The 19,348-nt window shown below is 41.9% G+C and carries 18 protein-coding genes; 14 read left to right on the top strand and 4 right to left on the bottom strand.

Features of this window, described 5'->3' with window-relative positions; genetic code table 11:
- Positions 1-36: 36 nt before the first annotated feature.
- From NYE23_RS05615 to NYE23_RS05630, 4 genes are all read left to right on the top strand, one after another.
- Entirely contained in the window at positions 37-657 is a 621-nt protein-coding gene (locus NYE23_RS05615; protein ID WP_341076093.1) for a YitT family protein, read from the top strand.
- A 66-nt stretch (positions 658-723) separates the two neighbouring features.
- Positions 724-960, top strand: coding sequence for a hypothetical protein (locus NYE23_RS05620; RefSeq protein ID WP_341076095.1), 237 nt, complete (start codon positions 724-726; stop codon positions 958-960).
- A gap of 217 nt (positions 961-1,177) precedes the next feature.
- Positions 1,178-1,549, top strand: coding sequence for a MarR family winged helix-turn-helix transcriptional regulator (locus NYE23_RS05625; protein WP_341076097.1), 372 nt, complete (start codon positions 1,178-1,180; stop codon positions 1,547-1,549).
- Positions 1,550-1,585: 36 nt separating this feature from the next.
- Positions 1,586-2,152, top strand: a complete 567-nt coding sequence (locus tag NYE23_RS05630) for a hypothetical protein (RefSeq protein WP_341076101.1) — start codon at positions 1,586-1,588, stop codon at positions 2,150-2,152.
- A gap of 54 nt (positions 2,153-2,206) precedes the next feature.
- Here the strand turns inward: NYE23_RS05630 and NYE23_RS05635 are convergent, their stop codons facing one another.
- Positions 2,207-2,659: a nucleoside deaminase gene (locus NYE23_RS05635; protein WP_341076103.1), complete on the bottom strand. Its 453-nt coding sequence runs from the start codon at positions 2,657-2,659 to the stop codon at positions 2,207-2,209.
- Between the two features lie 215 nt (positions 2,660-2,874).
- Between NYE23_RS05635 and NYE23_RS05640 the strand changes: the two genes are divergently transcribed.
- From NYE23_RS05640 to NYE23_RS05670, 7 genes are all read left to right on the top strand, one after another.
- Entirely contained in the window at positions 2,875-3,600 is a 726-nt protein-coding gene (locus NYE23_RS05640) for a GntR family transcriptional regulator (protein WP_341076105.1), read from the top strand.
- 194 nt (positions 3,601-3,794) lie between these two features.
- Positions 3,795-4,928, top strand: coding sequence for an alanine dehydrogenase (gene ald, locus NYE23_RS05645; RefSeq protein ID WP_341076107.1), 1,134 nt, complete (start codon positions 3,795-3,797; stop codon positions 4,926-4,928).
- Positions 4,929-4,991: 63 nt separating this feature from the next.
- Positions 4,992-6,353 (top strand): aminotransferase, encoded by a 1,362-nt coding sequence (locus tag NYE23_RS05650; RefSeq protein ID WP_341076109.1) that lies wholly within the window; start codon positions 4,992-4,994, stop codon positions 6,351-6,353.
- 93 nt (positions 6,354-6,446) lie between these two features.
- Positions 6,447-8,216, top strand: coding sequence for a sulfoacetaldehyde acetyltransferase (xsc, locus tag NYE23_RS05655; RefSeq protein ID WP_341076111.1), 1,770 nt, complete (start codon positions 6,447-6,449; stop codon positions 8,214-8,216).
- A gap of 190 nt (positions 8,217-8,406) precedes the next feature.
- Positions 8,407-9,867 (top strand): sodium:solute symporter family protein, encoded by a 1,461-nt coding sequence (locus tag NYE23_RS05660; protein ID WP_341076112.1) that lies wholly within the window; start codon positions 8,407-8,409, stop codon positions 9,865-9,867.
- Positions 9,868-9,882: 15 nt separating this feature from the next.
- Complete coding sequence (locus NYE23_RS05665; protein WP_341076114.1) at positions 9,883-11,547, top strand: amidohydrolase; 1,665 nt, start codon at positions 9,883-9,885, stop codon at positions 11,545-11,547.
- A 144-nt stretch (positions 11,548-11,691) separates the two neighbouring features.
- Complete coding sequence (locus NYE23_RS05670) at positions 11,692-13,173, top strand: APC family permease (protein ID WP_341076115.1); 1,482 nt, start codon at positions 11,692-11,694, stop codon at positions 13,171-13,173.
- Between the two features lie 68 nt (positions 13,174-13,241).
- Here NYE23_RS05670 and NYE23_RS05675 read toward each other — a convergent pair whose 3' ends face one another.
- The 3 genes from NYE23_RS05675 to NYE23_RS05685 all read right to left on the bottom strand — a co-directional run bounded on the left by NYE23_RS05675 (position 13,242) and on the right by NYE23_RS05685 (position 16,278).
- Positions 13,242-14,129 carry a selenium metabolism-associated LysR family transcriptional regulator gene (locus tag NYE23_RS05675; protein ID WP_341076116.1) on the bottom strand — a complete coding sequence of 296 codons (888 nt, stop codon included), beginning with the start codon at positions 14,127-14,129 and terminating at the stop codon, positions 13,242-13,244.
- A gap of 59 nt (positions 14,130-14,188) precedes the next feature.
- Complete coding sequence (locus NYE23_RS05680; RefSeq protein WP_341076117.1) at positions 14,189-15,232, bottom strand: YeiH family protein; 1,044 nt, start codon at positions 15,230-15,232, stop codon at positions 14,189-14,191.
- Positions 15,233-15,348: 116 nt separating this feature from the next.
- Positions 15,349-16,278: a DMT family transporter gene (locus NYE23_RS05685; RefSeq protein ID WP_341076120.1), complete on the bottom strand. Its 930-nt coding sequence runs from the start codon at positions 16,276-16,278 to the stop codon at positions 15,349-15,351.
- A gap of 101 nt (positions 16,279-16,379) precedes the next feature.
- On the opposite strand from NYE23_RS05685, the gene pdxR reads away from it, so the two are divergent.
- The 3 genes from pdxR to NYE23_RS05700 all read left to right on the top strand — a co-directional run bounded on the left by pdxR (position 16,380) and on the right by NYE23_RS05700 (position 19,309).
- A complete protein-coding gene (pdxR, locus tag NYE23_RS05690) occupies positions 16,380-17,771 on the top strand; it encodes a MocR-like pyridoxine biosynthesis transcription factor PdxR (protein WP_341076121.1) in 1,392 nt (463 codons plus the stop codon).
- Between the two features lie 183 nt (positions 17,772-17,954).
- Positions 17,955-18,749 carry an extracellular solute-binding protein gene (locus NYE23_RS05695; RefSeq protein WP_341076123.1) on the top strand — a complete coding sequence of 265 codons (795 nt, stop codon included), beginning with the start codon at positions 17,955-17,957 and terminating at the stop codon, positions 18,747-18,749.
- Positions 18,750-18,865: 116 nt separating this feature from the next.
- Positions 18,866-19,309 (top strand): hypothetical protein, encoded by a 444-nt coding sequence (locus NYE23_RS05700; RefSeq protein ID WP_341076125.1) that lies wholly within the window; start codon positions 18,866-18,868, stop codon positions 19,307-19,309.
- The last annotated feature ends 39 nt before the right edge of the window (positions 19,310-19,348 follow it).

A 19,348-nucleotide genomic window follows, 5' to 3' on the forward strand; every position in this document is an offset into this window, starting at 1 on the left:
AATACATAAGCCAGACTGAACAAAAGGAGATGGACGGTGTTTAGAAATAGAGTTCCATACTATTTAGGCCAGAGTCGACACGGCGCTTTTTCCGCATTTAAAAATGGACTGATTATCATACTCGGGGCAACACTTGTGGCTGTCTCCCTGCAATTATTCCTTGTGAAAAATTATGTCATAGACGGCGGCATTGTCGGATTGAGCATTCTCCTTTCACATGTTTTTCATGTAGAGGTAGGTGCCTTGATTCTGCTGCTGAATCTTCCGTTTTTAGCGGCAGGCTTTTTCTTTTTAGGGGGAAGATTTTTGGTGTTAAGCCTGTTTGCCAGTTCCGTGCTGGCAGGGGAAACATACATATTGGCTCCATTTGAGGAAGTGACAAACCATCCCTTGCTGATCATTATCCTGGGAGGACTTTTGCTCGGATCGGGAGTGGGGCTCATTATCCGGTTCGGAGCCTGCCTGGACGGTACAGAAGTTTTGGCGATATTATTCAGCGAGCGTTTGCCGTTCACCATAGGGCAATGCATCCTGATTATGAATACCCTGCTCTTTGGAAGTTCGGCTTTTTTATTCGGAATTACTGAAGCTGCATACTCCCTTGCCACATTTTTGGTTGCTTATAAAACCATAGATACCATTATAATGAAGACTTAAACATTTTCGGATAATTTGAGGGGCCGGGTGCATCCTAATCTGTAAAAAGCTGAAGGAGATTATCAAGTGAATCCATACGAAATAACCGGTATGATTGTGGATGAAGAATTTGATGGGGAGGAATATGTTACGGCAGAATTTCTCCATGAACACAATAATTATAGCATCACATTTAAAAAAGCAGATCTTGAGGTGATCAACGCCTGGGTATTTAATGATGGCTCTTCGCTTCCAGCGAACTTGTCTGAAGAGATGATCGGGCTCATTAGAGATGATGTAAAAAATAGAATAGGACTGAAATAGAGGCAGTAATGTGAACCTCTATTTTTTTTGCATAATATTAACCATCTCTCAAACAATACTTGTAAATACAATTGTATTTGCAAGTGAGGGGGAAAGGGACGTACATCTTTCTGAAACAGCAGACATTACTTGTCATAAGGGCACTATACTTCTGCATGGAAAAGAAGTTGGCGGAGCTTGAAAGAAGTTTAAGCTGACGCCTGCTCAGCAGCATATTTTGTTTCTGCTTGGCACTCATAATCAAAAGCTAAGCCCGACTCAAATAAGTGAATTGGGATGCTGGCATCTTTCGACAGTAACCAGACTTTTAAAACCGTTAAAGGTAAAAGGCCTGATCGAAATCACAGCCAATAAAGAACAGCATCGCTATAAATGCGTGTCCATTACTAAAAGCGGAATAGAACTATTGGATCAGATTATGGATGGGGAAAAGAAGATGGAACAATTTCCGCTGAGTACGAGTCATTTATCGGAAAACGAGCTTAGGTCTTTCCTTGAATATGGCCAGAAAATATTAGGGGTTCAAAAAGGTGATCTTTTTAGAAAAATGCTGATTGATGCACGGATGGAAAACTATGATTATGCATAAAACTTTTAAGGATGATGTGTTCCGGGAGGTTATTCTATGAGTTATAGCGAGTATTGGGAGCGAATATATTCACAAAGTGAGGAGATGAATTCTCTCATTAATTCATACTGGAGAGAGTTTTCAGGTCTTTCGACATGGCAGTTTTGGGTGGTTCTGGCTCTGATGGTCCTCCCGCTGATTCTCGTATATTTTGCCGTTGACCGCAGCAGAATTTTTGAAATTTTCTTCTTTGGATATACCGTGCATATTCTTTGGACTTACGCCGACAGCTTCTTGGAGAGATATAGCTATTTTGTCCATACTTATTTCTTATTTCCCATGTTTCCCTATGCGATGAACATGACAGCATCAGCGTTACCGGTTGGTTTCCTTCTGATCTTTCAGTACTGCACCAACCGCAGGAAAAGCTTTCTGCTTTACACGATTTTAGCAAGTGCCGTTTTTTCCTTTGGATTCGCCACTCTTGAAGAATGGGCTGGTATGGTTCACTTTAATAAGGGAATGAATCAATTCTATATTTTTCTGATCGATATCTTGATTGCTTATGCAGCCTATTTATTGACGATGTTTGTTAAAAGAATGAGTGAGAATATTAAAAGGTGACGAATATCAAGAAACAATCAGCCTCCCATCTGCTTTGAGAAGGGAGGCTAAGTGTTAAATGTGTTCTTTCCAAAGCTTCATTGGATTGTCTTGATCCTCATTTAATGGCAATTGGACCAATTTTAGTCCCCGGTCATCTCTAGCGTTTTTTAAATCCTCATAAATCATTTTAGACTTGCCTAAACCTGCATTAGAAGCGTCCTCGACTGATTGGCAATAGTACACCTTATCGATGCCTGCGAAATACATGGCAGTTAAACACATGGGGCAGGGTTCCCCGCTTGCATACATGGTAAATCCGGCTAAATCATTCGTTTGAAACTGCTCCTGTGCCCGCCGGATAGCCAGCAATTCCGCATGCCCGCTTACATCATGCTTTTTATGCAATTCATTCACGCCCTCAGCAATGATGTCCTGATTTTTCACCAGAACTGCACCGAAGGGCTGGCCTCCTTCTTTTACATTGTTAATAGCCAGTTCAATAGCCCGTTTCATGAAGTGATTCATTTCTAATCATCCTTTTTCAATTAATTGATTCTGCTTAAATTAATACCATTCTTCCGCCAGTTTTCCAAATCATCTGCTGACTTTACAGCCTGCAAATAGCTAAACTTTTAAATACGTCCATCTGGTTCTGCTGTAAAAGGATGGATATTAATTCAGGTAATCTATATAATTAATTATACATTTTGCATTTAGAGAAAATAAAGGAGGCATCCATTATGACAGAGTTAGATTCCAAAAGTCCTATTCCGCTTCACATACAACTAAAGAATAAACTGCAGGAGCTAATAGACAATCGTTATTTCAATGAGAAAATTCCAAGCGAAAGAGAACTGATGGATACCTATAAAGTAAGCAGAAGCACGGTGAGAGAGGCAGTTTCCCATTTAGTAAACGAAGGTGTGCTAAAGAAAGTCCATGGAAAAGGCACTTTTATTTCAAAGAAACCGATTGAGGAATGGCTTGGGAATATTACCAGTACAACAGAAGTGATTAATAAAATGGGGATGAAGCCCGATTCAAAATTACTTGACAATGGGATCGTTGTTCCAGCAAAAGAAATTGTGGAAGCCAGCGGGCTTACAAAAGCATACTTTATAAAGCGTATTCGCTATGCAAACGATAAGCCATTGGCACTTGAAAATCAGTACTATCCTGTAGAAATTGGTGAAAACCTCGCCCAATATGATATTGAAAAGGGAACACTGTATGATCTGCTCGAGCAAAGTTTAGACTTAAGGTTTGCTGAAGCAGAACAGATTATTACAAGTACCTATTTATCTAAAGAAGAAGCCGATCTGCTGGGTGTTCCATGCTCCTTAAGTGTGCTTCATATAGAACGGTTATTATCAGATATAAATGGAAACCTAATAGAATACTATTCTGCTTTTTTTCGTTCGGATATGTATTCATTTAGAGTAAAACTATCAAAGAATTATAGTTAAATGCACTGTTATTCAATTTCACAATAATATCTATTAATAATTCCGATAATATAAAATTTTTAGAAAATATTGAAAATGTATAAAGGTTGTGTTTTAATTACAACTGAGGATAGTCATAAAACAACTGGTACGGACGACATGACGTCATGACGAGATAGTTTGAGATTTTTTATTTTGCAGGATGGAGTGATGACATGATTATTGGTGTGCCAAAGGAAGTAAAGAATAATGAAAATCGGGTTTCTGTTGTACCGGCAAGTGTTTCTGCATTTGTAAATGCTGGCCATGTGGTCCTGATTGAGAAAGGTGCAGGATTAGGCAGCGGCATCTCTGACCAGGAATATGAAAAAGCAGGTGCAAAGGTTGTTCAAAGTGCAGAAGAGGCCTGGTCTGCGGATATGGTTATGAAGGTCAAGGAGCCCCAGTCCAATGAATACCAATATTTTCGAAAAGGCTTGATTCTCTTTACTTATTTGCATCTGGCTGCCGAACCTGAATTGACAAAAGCTTTAGTAGAAAAAGAAGTTACCTCGGTTGCATATGAAACCATTCAGCTGGATAACCAATCCTTGCCTCTCCTAACACCTATGAGCGAAGTTGCCGGAAGGATGTCTGTCCAGCTCGGAGCGCAATTTCTTGAAAAAATTCATGGCGGAAAAGGTGTCCTATTAGGCGGGGTTCCTGGTGTGAAGCCTGGAAAAGTGGTGATTATTGGCGGTGGAGTTGTTGGGACAAATGCCGCAAAAATGGCAGTCGGCCTTGGTGCAGATGTAAGCATCATCGACATAAGTGCAGAAAGACTCCGCCAGCTGGACGATCTTTTTTCGGGCAGAGTGAGAACGGTCATGTCAAATCCGTTCAATATCGCCCAGGAAGTAAAACTTGCCGATTTAGTGATAGGGGCTGTTCTTATCCCAGGTGCAAAAGCACCTCAGTTAGTAACGGAAGAAATGGTTATGCAAATGGAAAAGAACTCAGTCATTATTGATGTTGCCATTGATCAGGGCGGTTCAATTGAAACCATCGATCATATTACCTCACATGATTCTCCAACATATGTAAAGCATGGTGTTTTGCATTATGCGGTTCCAAACATTCCTGGCGCTGTAGCAAGAACTTCCACCTATGCACTCGCCAATACTACAGCACCATATGCCTTAATGCTCTCTAATACAGGGATTGAAAATTCAATTATAAGCTATCCTTTTCTTGAAAAAGGAGTCAATACCATGAATGGAAACGTCACCCATCAGAGAGTTGCAGAGGCGCATAACTATCCGTATACACCCACCCATAAATTAACACACAAAATTCCAACCGCAACTTGATTACCCATTAGAGGAGACACAATGCAAACCTGAATCTTTACTTAATAGAAGGAGGCAAGCAATATGTCTACAGTAAAACTTAATGATTACAAAAAGTTAACAGATCAGGATCAGAAACACTTATGGCATGCGATGAGCCGGCATACAGAAGGAAGCAGTCCGATGATTGCCCAATCAGGTGAAGGCTCCTGGTTTACTGATATGGACGGAAATCGATATTTGGATGGTGTATCCGGTCTTTGGTGTCTGAACCTTGGACATGGCAGGAAAGAAATTGCGGAAGCAGCTGCAGAGCAAATGATGAAGCTGTCGTATTTCCCTCTAACTTTAAGTCATGCACCAGCCATCCAGTTATCTGCAAAGATTAGTGAATTGCTGGGGGACTCCTATAAAACCTTTTTCTCAAATAGCGGTTCGGAAGCAAATGAAACCGCATTCAAAATAGCGAGGCAGTATCATAATCAGAATGGCAATCCCGGTAAATACAAATTTATTTCGCGATACCGTGCCTATCATGGTTCAACTTTAGGTGCATTAAGTGCTACTGCACAGGCCAACAGGAGAGTGAAATACGATCCTGGCATGCCGGGATTCCTGCATGTCCCGCCTCCTTACAGCTATCGCTGTCCATTTGGGGAGGATGTGAAGGATTGCGATAAAGTTGCAGCTGACATGATTGACCAGGTCATCCAATGGGAAGGTGCCGAAACGGTTGCTGCTGTCATAATGGAGCCTTTTATTTCAGGCGGGGGGGTTATTATCCCATCTCCTGAATATCTGCAGAGGGTGGCACAAATCTGCAAAAAACATGATGTCCTGCTGATAATGGATGAGGTTGTATCCGGATTCGGGCGAACGGGCAAAATGTTTGGATTTATGCATTCGGATGGTGTTCAGCCTGATATCGTAACGATGGCTAAAGGGTTGACCAGCGGCTATCTTCCACTTGGAGCAACAGCGGTTCATTCCAGAATTTATGAGAAATTTAAGGAGCAAGGTACAGATAACCACTTCCGCCATGTATCAACCTATGGAGGACATCCGGCAAGCTGCGCAGTAGCATTGAAAAATATCGAAATCATAGAAAGAGAGAATATAGTCAGCAAGGTAGAAGTGCTGGGTGAAAGTATTTTAGGCAGTTTAAAAGAGCTGCAGTCTCATAAAAATGTAGGCGAAGTCAGATGTGCCGGTTTCTTATATGGCATTGAAATGGTTGAAAACAAGGAAACGAAGCAGCCGGCATCTGATCAATTAATAGCAAAGGCCATTACACTATGTAAAGAAAAAGGCCTGATTATTGGCAGAAACGGGGATACTGTGCCTGGTTTCAATAATGTCCTTATTATAGCTCCGCCGCTTTCATCTACAGAAGAAGATTTAAGATTTGTTGTTGAGACTGTGGAAAGTGTATTTAAAGAACTTTAGACAAGAAGTTGAATCTGGATTAGGGCTCTTTCGAGAGGGCTCCTATCCATTTAAATATATGAAATTTCATTAATCGGAAAGGGAGTGCCCGTAATGGCAAAAGCAGAAAAAGAACTAGCAGAAATCAAAACAAGAAAGGTGAAAATGACACCAAGTGAGGCTATTGTAGAAACATTAGTCAAGGAAGGTGTCAAACATATTTCCGGGATTTTGGGGTCCGCTTTCATGGATTTATTAGACTTGCTTCCAACTGCCGGGATCCGATTCATCGGCGTGCGGCATGAGCAAAGTGCTGCCCACATGGAAGATGCCTATACTCGGGTAAGCGGAGTTGCCGGAGTAGTGATTGGCCAGAATGGGCCAGGGATCACCAATATGGTAACGTCTGTTGCCGCTGCTAATCAGGCTCATACCCCTATGGTCGTCATTTCTCCTTCAGCAGGAACACCTACTGTCGGCTGGGACGGTTTCCAGGAATGCGATCAGGTTTCAGTCTTTAAAGCGATTACAAAGGAAACCGTTCGGGTCACACATCCGGGGCGTGTGGCGGATTGCCTGAGGACTGCCTTTAGAATCGCTTACGCAGAGAGAGGGCCAGTGCTATTTGATATTCCGCGGGACTATTTTTATGGGGAAGTGGAAGATGTCATTCTTGAACCTCATCAGTATCGCGTGGATAATAGGGGCTGCGGGTCATTAGAGCAGATTGATCAGGCTGTGGACTTGCTTGCTTCTGCCAAAAACCCTGTGATCATTTCCGGCAGGGGGACAGTGGATTCAGATGGAATAGAGGCAGTGAAGGAAATTGCCGATCACTTAACGATTCCTGTAGCTGTTTCCTATATGCATAATGATGCTTTCCCGGCAAATGAACCTTTAGCGGTAGGACCTATTGGGTATATGGGGTCAAAAGCAGCTATGAACACATTAAAGGATGCAGATGTGGTGCTTGCTATCGGTACCAGATTATCTGTATTTGGAACATTGCCTTGCTATGACATTGATTACTTTCCAAAAAACGCAAAGATTATTCAAATCGATATCAATCCCCGCAATATCGCGAGGACCCATCCAGTAGAAATCGGGATCATTGGAGATGCAAAAGCAGCTTCGGTTGAAATCGCCAAACGGCTAAAAGAAAAAGTGCCAAATAAGCAATTCAACTCTGAGAGAATGACAAGAGTGACAAATGAGAAAGAGCAATGGGAAAAAGAACTTGTCGACCTGGCCATGGTGGAAGGAAATCCAATTAATCCGCGCAGGGCACTCCTTGAGCTTACAAAGGTCCTTCCGGAAAACGCAATTGTGACTACAGATATCGGGAATGTATCTTCTACTGCAAATGCCTATTTAAAATTTAATTCCGGCCGCCAGCATGTGGCAGCCTTAACATTTGGCAATACAGGCTTTGCCTATCCGTCAGCATTAGGGGCAAAGCTTGCAAATCCAAATAGCCCTGTAGTAGCCATCGTAGGGGATGGCGCATGGGGCATGAGCCTGCATGAAGTAAGTACAGCGGTTGAGGAGAACATACCTGTAGTGGCATGTGTTTTTAATAACAATGCCTGGTGTGCAGAAAAGAAAAACCAGGTAGATTTTTATAATAATCGCTTTGTAGGAGCAGATATCCAGAATCCTGACTTTGCAGAGGTTGCAAGGTCCATGGGGGCACAGGGAATTAGTGTAGATAAACCTGAGGATGTTGGACCGGCAATACTCCGGGCAATAGAATCCAATAAACCGACAGTCATTGACATTCAGGTGGATGGCACGCAATTGGCACCTCCTTTCCGCAAGGATGCGTTAAAGATGCCGACTCGTCTTCTGCCGAAATATGCTCACCTTGATCATAAAAACTGGTAGGAAAAAATAAAAGGAGCTTAATTGATTTTTGATTAAGCTCCTTTTTAAAGGAAAGCCTACGAGTTTGAATAGTGCTGATGTTAGAAGGCTGCTATGACGCGAACTGACCGATATAGTGGAATTAAATAAAAGATGTGCAGCTTTTTACTGGCAATAATTTACAGAATATTAAGAAAAAAGGAGGCAGTCGATGAGCTGGTATTTTGGATACATTTTAGCGTATTTCATATTCATGTTTGCAATTGGAATCTATTATTTTACAAAAATTAAAACCTCTGACAGTTATTTGATTGCAGGCTGGAATATGGGTTTTTGGAATATTGTCGGAACCATCATCAGCACGAATTGCGGTGCTGCCGTTTTTATTGGCTGGATTGGAATGGGATTCACAATTGGCGTATCTGGATTTTTTAAATTTGCCTTACCAGCCATGCTTGTCAGTATGCTCTTGATCTTCTTTTTTAGCCGTCCATTAAGAAGACAGAGATTATATACACTTGCGGACCTTTTTAGTGAAAGGTTTGGATCAAAAACCGGTATCATTCCATCCGTGTTATCTGCTTTCATATATTCTGTTCCCACAACTGCCCTGCAGATTGTAGGGATGAGTACAGTATTCAGCATTGCTTTTAATATGAACGTGAAAACGGGAATTGTGCTTTCTTTCATTCTGATCCTCGGCTTTACGATTTTAGGCGGCTTAGTAGCGACAATTGTAACGGATGCTATTCAAAGCGTGATCCTGATTGCAGGTATTGTAATGCTTGCATATGCAGCCCTGCAATTTGGCGGAGGAATGGAGCACATCCTCGGCAGCACGCCGAAAAATTATTTAACACCGCTTGGGGCGAATGGCCTTGGGGATGTACTGCTTTTTGCCCTTTCTGTGGCTCCGTTCTACTTAGTTTGGCAATCCACATGGCAGCGGATTTTTGCTTCTAAGACAGAAGATATTGCCATTAAAGCAGGCTTGACCGGTTATGCCATAACTCTATGCATTTCTGTGCTTCCATATAGTATAGGAATTATGGCAAGGCAATTTGTACCAGCCGATATTCACCCAGATTTAATTTTCTCCTATGTAACCGTGGAAATGCTTCCTCCGTATATTGGAGGCATTATTCTAATCGGACTCCTATCAGCACTCATGACAGGTGCAGACTCCTTCATTTTACAAGGAAGCTCTAATATTACTCAGGATTTGTATCACCGGCTATTAAATCCGAATGCAACAGAAAAGCAAATGATGTTTGTTTCCCGCTTGAGTGTAGTGATTATTTCGGTTTTATCACTGTTAGTCGCCTTTGTACTAACAGATATAGTCAGCATGTATCAATGGGCACTCAGGCTGTCAGCAACAACTCTTGTATTTCCGTTTCTGGCCATTATGTTCTGGAGGAGGACAACCAATACCGCTGTCATTTCCAGTATGCTCCTTGCCTGCTTCACGACCATTCTATGGCCTCTTCTCTATACAGGAATCGATCAGACCATACCTGGCTTTATCATGTCCTTTTGTTCGCTTGTCATAATTAGTCTTTGGACAAAACATTCACCATCAGAAAATGTAAAAGCTGTTTATTGGGAAGACCTGCCGTCAGCAAGCAGAAAAATAAACGATATCCATTCAGCAGAAAACAAGGCTGTCTAATAAGGAGGGATAAGGGTGAGTATCCTTATCATAAAAAATGCAAATATCATTACGCTTGATCAACAAAACACTATGGCAAAATCATTGCTTGTCAGGAATGGCATCATCGAAAAAATTTGGGATAAAGCCGAACCGGACCGTTCGGAAATTCCAAATAGTCCTGATGTCGAGATCAAGGATTTAAAAGGAGCCACGTTGCTTCCGGGGTTTATTGACACACATAGCCATTTATTAATGTACGGGCAAATGCTGAATTATGTTGATTGCAGATCCCCGCGGAATAAAAACATTGACGATATAAAGCGAGAGATAGCAGAAAGGGCGGGTAAAGCGAAACCTGGAGAATGGGTCATGGGGTGGGGGTATGATGATACCCTCCTGGTGGATAAAAGGCATCCGGACAGATTTGATTTAGACCAAGCAGCCCCGAACAATCCTGTTTTTATCCGGCACATTTCAGGGCACTTTGGTGCTGTAAATTCCAAAGCTCTTGAATTGGCTGGAATCGATGAAACCATTTCAAATCCGCATGGCGGGTACTTTACACGTGATGATAATGGAAGGCTGGATGGTGTCATTCATGAAATTCCTGCCCTGGAATTTATTTTTCCAGTCCTGCCTTCTCCTTCAAGCGATGAACAAGTCAAAAATATACAAAATGCGGCGGAGGTGTACTTGTCTCAGGGAATCACCACATGTACAGATGCCGGCGTGGGCCTTGACAGAGGAATAGAAGAATTAAATGCGCATGTAGCGGCCATTAATTCAGGGAAGAATCCAATGAATATGCGGCTAATGATCCTGCATCATCTTTTAAGAGAGGGGAGTGCTTTTTCCGGTTATACGGCCGATCAGCTCGATCTTGAATTAAAGAGACGCACTAAAAACAGAGTTTCTCTGGATAGTGCTAAATTATTTCAGGATGGATCCATCCAGGGACTTACAGGTGCACTCCGCGATCCTTATCATTGTGATGAATCTGTATACGGTGAACTGCTGCATGACCAAAACAAATTTGCAGAAGAAATGCTGGATCTCCATAATAGAGGGTTTAGGATTGCGATACATGGAAACGGAGATCGGGCAATCGGATCTATCCTTGAGGCCTTCGATTATGTTCTGTCAAAAAGTCCGATGGAAGACCACAGACATAGAATTGAACATGTACAGACTGCAGGCAGTGATGATCTTGATGCCATGCAAAGATTAGGTGTGGCTGCCTCCTTTTTCATCAATCATGTTTATTTTTGGGGAGATCGGCACCGCAGGATATTCCTCGGTGAGAAGAGAGCGGCAAGAATTAATCCTTTGGCTGATGCGGTTGACCGCAATTTGCTGTTCACACTGCATTCTGATTGCCCAATTACTCCCATTTCGCCCCTGTTTTCCATATGGGCGGCTGTGAACCGCATCACTTTAGAAGGGGATGTGCTTGGTAATGATCAGAAAATTGATGTTCTGGACGCTTTAAAAGCGATGACGTCTTACGGGGCAGCTCTGAACTTTGAAGAAGATTCTGCTGGCACAATTAAGGAAGGGAAAAGAGGAGATTTTGTTGTCCTGGATGCCGACCCTCTTACCTGTCCAGCAATGGAATTAAAGGATATTTCTATATTGGCGACCATTATTTCCGGTAAGGTTGTGTGGGAAAATACAGAAAAAGCTTACACTCATTCATAGATAACCGCTATTCAAAAAATCCTCGATACTGAAGCAAAAGCTGGGGGTCAGCTTTTGCTCTGTTTAAGGATAAGGCATTAGCTCAACAAGATTAAGCAGTCCTTAATAGATTTTGAGAGAAGCCTTAATAATGGAGGGGAAAACATGGAAGAAAGGGTACAGCTGGAAAAAACGTTTAAGCCACAATGGGTATGGGCTATCGCGCTTGGTTCTGCCATTGGCTGGGGAGCCTTTATTCTGCCGTCTGAATGGATGGGAAAAGCAGGGCCGATCGGGGCGGTGATCGGGTTAACCATTGGTGCTTTATTAATGATGGTGATTGCCGTCAGCTACGGGGTTTTAATTGAAAAGTATCCTGTTTCCGGGGGTGAGTTTGCTTATGCATATATCGGGTTTGGGAGGAAACATGCCTTTATCTGCGGATGGTTTCTGACTCTTGGCTATATTTGTATTGTAGCCCTGAATGCGTCTGCATTGGCATTGCTCGGTAAGTTTATGCTTCCATCGCTGACAAATATCGGATTGTTATATGAAATAGGCGGCTGGCAGGTATATCTGGGGGAAGTAGTGATTGCAACTGCAGCACTTCTAATCTTTGCCTATTTTAATATAAAGGGTGCTTCCATTTCTGGCAGTCTCCAATATATATTTTGTATTATCCTCGTTGCCGGTGTGTTTCTGCTCACCATCAGCATGATACTAAGCCCATCTTCAGATCTGTCAAATCTTCAGCCTTTCTTTAAACCGGGGATTCCTGCACTGACTGGAATCATCGCAATCATCGCGATTGCTCCTTGGGCATATGTAGGGTTTGATAACATTCCGCAGGCCGCTGAAGAATTTAATTTTCCTCCTAAGAAGGCATTCAAGCTTATCATATATTCGTTAATTGTAGCTTGTGTCTTATACTCCTTCATGATTATTGCAACAGCAGTGGCAATGCCATGGCAAAACCTTGTTGCCGGAAAGCCGATCTGGGGGACAGGTGATGTCATCTCTGATACGTTAGGTGCCTTCGGAGTGCTCCTGCTCGCAATTTCCCTTTGTATGGGTGTATTTACAGGGCTTAATGGATTCTATGTTTCTTCCAGCCGATTGTTGTTTGCGATGGGGAGAGCTAAAGTAGTTCCTAAAGCTTTTTCCAGGCTTCACCCGAAGCATGGCACCCCTTATGTAGGGGTTCTGTTCACATGTGCCCTTTGCCTGTTTGCTCCATGGTTTGGGCGTCCTGTCCTGTTATGGATTGTTGACATGTCAGCAACAGGAGTAACCATTGCCTACTTTTATACTTGTTACACAGCCTATAAGCTATTCAGCTGGACAGAAGCAGGTGATGGGAAAATGATCTCACCAGGCAAAAAACTGGTTGCTCTGATTGGAGCACTAAGCGGGCTTGCATTTCTTGGCTTGCTGCTCGTTCCCGGGTCCCCATCTGCACTTGGAGCACCTTCACTGATCGCCTTAATCGTTTGGGCAGTATTAGGATTAGCATTCTATCTATATAAAAGGAAAGAATACAATCAAATACCTAAAAGTACACTTGATTATTATATTTTAGGCAGTACAGATACAAATGGGATGGAAGATAAAACTGATAGCCAGGTTAATATTAAAATTGACGCTTAATTGATAAAAGCTCAGAGTCTGCGGCTCTGAGCTTTTATATGTCTTATCGTTTTTCCTTATTTAATCCCTCAATGTCTCGATGATATATATTCCATCAGCTTTCTGCTGGTATGTTTCAGGGCTTCCTCATGATAGATCATGTAAAAGTCCCGCTGCATTGTAATTCCGTCTATCTTTAATTGTTTTAAAGTTCCCAGCCGAAGTTCTTTTTTTACTGCAGATTTTGAAATGATGGAAATTCCTAATCCTGCTTCGACACATGTTTTTATGGCTTCGGTGTGTTTCAGTTCCATAATGACATTCAATTTGGATGCATCTACATGGCATCTTCTAAAGGAATCCTCCATCACTTGCCGTGTTCCTGACCCTTTTTCACGGATAATAATAGGAACTGACAGGAGCTCCTCGATGGTTATATTGTCCGTCTTAATGAATTTATTTTCAGGGGAGGCTATGATAATCAACTCATCTTTGGCAAAAGGAACTTGTTTTAAGGCTGGATAGGAGAGCATGGATTCAATGAACCCTAAGTTAATTTCATGATTTAATAGTTTCTCAACGATATGCCTGGAATTATATACATTTAAATGCAGGCTGACTTTTGGATAGAGACTCGAAAAATCGGCTAATAAAAAGGGGAGTACATGCTCCCCGATTGTTAAGCTGGCTCCGACCTTTAAGTCCCCATGTACACTTCCCTTTAATTCTTCCAGTTCATTTTCAGTTTCATTCATTAAAGCTATCAGCTTTTTGACTTTATGATAGAGGATTTCCCCTGCGGGTGTCAGCGAGATTTTTTTTGTTGTCCGTTCAAAGAGCTGACAATCCCACTGTTCTTCGAGTTGTTTGATTTGAAGGCTGACACTTGATTGAGAGAGGTGGAGATCTTTGGCAGTCTGGGAAAAACTTTTATTATTTGCGGTGACATAAAATACTTTCAGATAGTCGAGGTTCATGGATATCCTCCTTCAAACATGTAACTCCCCTCCATCTATTGTAATCGATTAGGGGACATTTAAAAAATTTTATATAGTAAGAGCAGCAGCGGGGTTATGGCAAGAAGACCCAGGAAGCCTGCAATGGCAACAGCAACAGGCTTAAAGCCAACTTTCACAAAGTCTTTCCATTTAATATTAAGCCCCAAACCTGCCATACCCATTGCGAGGAGGTAGGTGCTCAGTAACAAAAAGATGCTGATGATGCTGCCGGGTATGGAGAAAATAGTATTGATCAGGCTGGTAAGGAGAAATCCGAAAATAAACCATGGGATTGGCAGCTTCCCTATATTGCGGCTCTTACCGCTGTTTTTTCTGCTGTAAACAAAGCTTATGATAAGGGCAACTGGTATCAGCAGCAGCACTCTTCCCAGTTTTACAAGAATGGCAGAGTCACTGCTGACATCTCCGCCCGGAACCCCTGCCGCCACTACATGGGCAAGTTCGTGCAATGTTGCCCCGGCTAAAACACCATATTCCTGCTCACTGATAGGCAGCAAGGGAAATAAAACAATATACAAAATCGCCCCAATGGTTCCTAAAACGGCTATGCATGATACTGCCACAGCGGTTTGCTCTTCCTTGCTTTTGACAATTGGCGCAATCGCAATAATGGCTGCCGCTCCACAAATCGCAGTGCCTGCAGCAAGTAAAGCTGACAATTTCTTATTGATTCTGAAAGCTTTGCCCAAAAGCAGGATCAAACTCATGGTAAAGACGATGACTACTACATCAATGATCATGATGGAAAAGCCTGCTGATACAATTTCCTGCAAATTCAGTCTAAAGCCCAGTAAAATAATCCCTGCACGAAGCAATACCTTGCTTGAAAATTGTATGCCTGAATGAGCGTCCACAGGGACAGATAGCGTATTTCCCCAAATGCCTCCCAGCAGAATGGAGAGGATCATGATTCCGAGAATGGAGAAAAAGGGAAGCTGGGCAATTTGTCCAGCCAGAACCGCAAGGAAAAGGGTCAGCAATAACCCTTTCGCAAACCCGACAGCCTTTTGTTTTTTTTTAGGTTCTTCTATTACATATTCTTGAATTTTTTGTGCTTCCACAGAGAGTTCCCCTTTCGTTCATTTGATATCTTAACCGTATCATAGGAAAGGAGAACCGCTTCACCGATTGTTTAATAAGGCTTATTGGATTTCTTAATGATTCAAAAGTGCAGGGATTAAGCCCCTTTTTGCTGCAAAATAATGACTTCCTCTTCTTTTTCTTTCATTGATAGGAATAGTACTCCTGCAAGGATGAAAACACCGCCCAGTAATTGATAGCTTCCAAAGGTTTCATTTAGCCACAGGAAGGATATCAAAGCTGCCACAAGTGGCTCAATACTGGATAATAGACTGGTTTCTGTGGGGGAAAGATACTTCAGACTCCCAATATAGAGCAAAAAGGAGAGGGTACTGATCACTATGATGCTGATTAACATAGATAATGTACCGAAATTAAGGGCTCCTGCCATGTTGGCAAAGCTGAATGATGGCATCAGCAAGTATAGGGCGATTCCTCCCAGAAGCATTCCCCACCCGATGATTGTCATCGTTCCCCAGGTCTTAATGAGAGAAACAGGCTGCAATGTGTAAAAGGCAAATCCAAGCGCTGTTAGAAAACCAATCCATAAAGCCTTATTTGATAAAAGGATTTGGTCCAGAGATCCGTTGGTAATAAGCAGAAAAATTCCTGAAAGAGCTGTGACAATGGCCAGTAAATGGATCTTGGCTGGCCATCTTCTCGACTCAATTGCCACATAAATCGTGATCAGCACCGGGCCGGCAAATTGAAACAGGGTTGCTGTAACGGCATTGCTCACCTGAATGGTTTCAATAAAGGCATATTGGCCTCCAAGCATTCCCAAAGCAGCAAAAAGAATAAGCTGTATCCAGTGGCGGGGATGTTTCCATATCGCAAATATTTTTACTTTCCGGCATGATAAGAAAATGAGCGTGAACATGCCTGCCGCAATCAATCTGACAACTAAATAATCGCTGGATGATAAGTGGGTTTCCTGAAAAAACCACTGCAGCATTGGACCAGATAATCCCCACAAAGAAGCTCCGCTTATAATCATGGCCAGTCCTAGCCTGCGTGAATTGCTCATGTTGTGTATCTCCTTACTGTTTTTGTTATTATCATGTATTATAAATAATAACTGATGTTGTTAGAAGGGTCAGATTTTTAATATTTAAGGGGGTCAGGTTAATGTCGGAGTTAACACCAAACCTGGACTTTACGAGCGGTGAGCCACTATACGTGCAATTATATAAATATATTAAAAACGAAATTAAGACAGGCAATCTGACGGTAATGGCAAAGCTCCCTTCCAAAAGAAAATTTGCCAGGTATCTTCAGGTCAGTGAAAACACAATTGAATCTGCTTATGAACAGCTTATGGCTGAAGGATACATCGAATCGAAGGCACGTAAAGGATATTATGTATGTGCAGTTGAGCAATCCGGCTTTTCTTCAGCAAATGAAGAGCCTCTCGCTGAAGAAAAGAAGCATATTGAAGGTAAGTACCTATATCATTTTACTCATTCCGGAGTGGATATTAAGACGTTCCCATTTTCTGTGTTCCGGAAATTAACAAATCAAGTACTGACAAAGGATAATGGCCAGGTTCTATTGCTTGGCCATCCTCAAGGAGAGCTGGAGCTGAGGAACCAGATTGCGAAGTATCTTTATAAATCCAGGGGAGTAAACTGTTCCCCCAGTCAAATCATTCTTGGTTCTGGGACACAATATTTACTGAAAACTTTATTGCAGCTGCTGGATGGAAGTATTTTTGCTGTCGAAAATCCGGGATATCACCGCAAGCTCGTCATCTTTGAAAAAGGAATGGATAATGTGAGGGACATTCCACTTGATGAAGATGGGCTTTTTTTATCAAAGCTGAAAAAGTCAGGAGCAAACATCGTCTTTGTCACTCCCTCCCACCAATTTCCTTGCGGTATGATTATGCCTATTGCCAGAAGGATGCAGCTTTTGAAATGGGCAAAGGAAAAGCCTGGCCGATATATCATTGAAGATGATTATGACAGTGAATTCCGCTACACAGGCAAGCCGATTCCTGCCCTGCAGGGATTGGATAAGGATGAAAAAGTAATTTATATGGGCACATTTTCAAAAGCCCTGCTTCCCTCTTTAAGGATTAGTTATATGGTCCTTCCAAGGCCTTTGCTGAAGATTTATCAGGAAGATTACTTCTTTTATGCCCAAACTGTTTCACGGACAGATCAGGAGATTTTAATAAGATTTCTTGAGGAGGATTACTGGGATAAGCATATCCAGAAAATGAGGGTCGTTTATCGTAAAAAACGCGACAGTCTCATGGCAGCTATTTCTAAGTATTTTCCTCCTTGTTCTGAAGTTATCGGACAGGATTCAGGTTTGCACATATTACTTCGGCCAAATAATGAAATGAATGAACAGCAGCTGATCAGGAAAGCTTTAGAGGCAGGAATAAAAATTTATCCCGTATCTCAATTTGGAGAAAATGACGGTCACACTGTATTGCTTGGTTTTGCCTTACTATCCGAAGAAGAGATATTTGAAGCAATAAGTGTGTTGGCCAGGGCATGGTTTGAATTGTAAAACCAGAAAAGTGGTGATTTAACATTCGCAGCTTATCAAGAACTATAATGTGGAGAACATTTACAGATTTCTAAAGTAGTTATTAATGCTCATTTTACCAAGTAAAGCGAACTGTTTGTCCATTCAGTACGTTTCCATTTATAACAGGCTTTAGCCTGAAAAATTAGATGGAGGTTTTTTTGAATGAAAAAGTTTTCTTTCCTGATGGTATGTCTATTTTTTTTAGCAGGTTCAGCGGGTTTCACAGCATATTCGAACTCTGGGGAGCCGGAAAATTCTTCTGTGGAAAGCGCACAGACTGAAGCTGTTCAAGTTTATGGTCCAGGTGGTCCTTTGGGCCCGATAAAGGAGGCTGCAGAAAAGTTTTCAGCGGAAACAGGTATCAGGGTGAACGTAACGGCTGGACCGGAATCCAATTGGATTCAGCAGGCAAAGGAGGATGCAGACATCATTTATGGCGGTTCAGAGTATATGATGCAAAACTTTGTGTTTAACCATCCTGGTATGATAGATGAAAAATCACGAACAGAGCTGTATGCTCGTGCTGCTGGTATTCTGGTGAGAAAAGGAAACCCAAAAAAAATTGAATCCCTAGAGGATTTAACAAAGCCAGGAGTTAAAATAGTGGATGTTAACGGTGCAGGCCAGCTTGGCCTTTGGGAAGACCTGGCAGGAAGAAAGGGCCTGATTGCCGGTTTAAATCAAAACATTGAAATTTCAGTCAAAACGAGTGCTGAAGCCATTGATCTTTGGAAGACCAATTCAAAGCTGGATGCATGGATCACATATGAGTCCTGGCATTATCGCTTGAAAGAGGAAACTGAATTAATCCAAATGCCGGATGATGAAAAGATTTATAGAGGTACACCTATTGCTATTGCCAAAGCGTCACAGCATAGAAGAGAGGCAAAAAAATTCATAGAGTATCTGCAAACGGAATCAGCCCATAAGATTTTCCAAAAATGGGGATGGAACTAAGTGAGTAAGCTGCTATTAAACATGCTTATATTTCTATTGAAATACAACAGTCTGTGACTTCTTATCCAGTTTGATGAATCATACGGGAGGGAAAGAAATGGACGAGGAGGGATCAAATGAAGAAATTACTTTCATTTTTATCCATTTTGGTATTTGTTATGATGGCAGCTGCCTGCAGCACCAATGGAGAGAATGAGCAGCAGCAAAATTCAAACAACAAAGAAGCGAACAACACAGACGGACAAATAGCTGATGAACTTTTACATGGCAGTGATGAGGTTGTGGCAGTTCTGGATGAATTACAAGCTAATTTGGAAAATAAGGCGGAAAACTCGGAACTGATACAAAAAACAGGAAAAGACCTTGAGGAAAACTGGGATGAGATGGAAAAGAAAGTGGAGGAGAATTTTCCCGAAGACTACGAAAGTATTGAAGAAAGCTTATATCCACTAATTAGTGAATCTCAAAAAGATCAGGCTGACTCTGTAAAAATGCAGGAACTGGTTACCGAAACAAAGGAAAAATTAGAGTCATTTAAAGAGAAATTAGCTGAAAAATGATGAGTTTAAACCTGCCCTAAATACTTTTGGGCAGGTTTA

It is taken from the genome of Cytobacillus sp. FSL H8-0458 (assembly GCF_038002165.1).
GTDB lineage: Bacteria > Bacillota > Bacilli > Bacillales > Cytobacillaceae > Cytobacillus.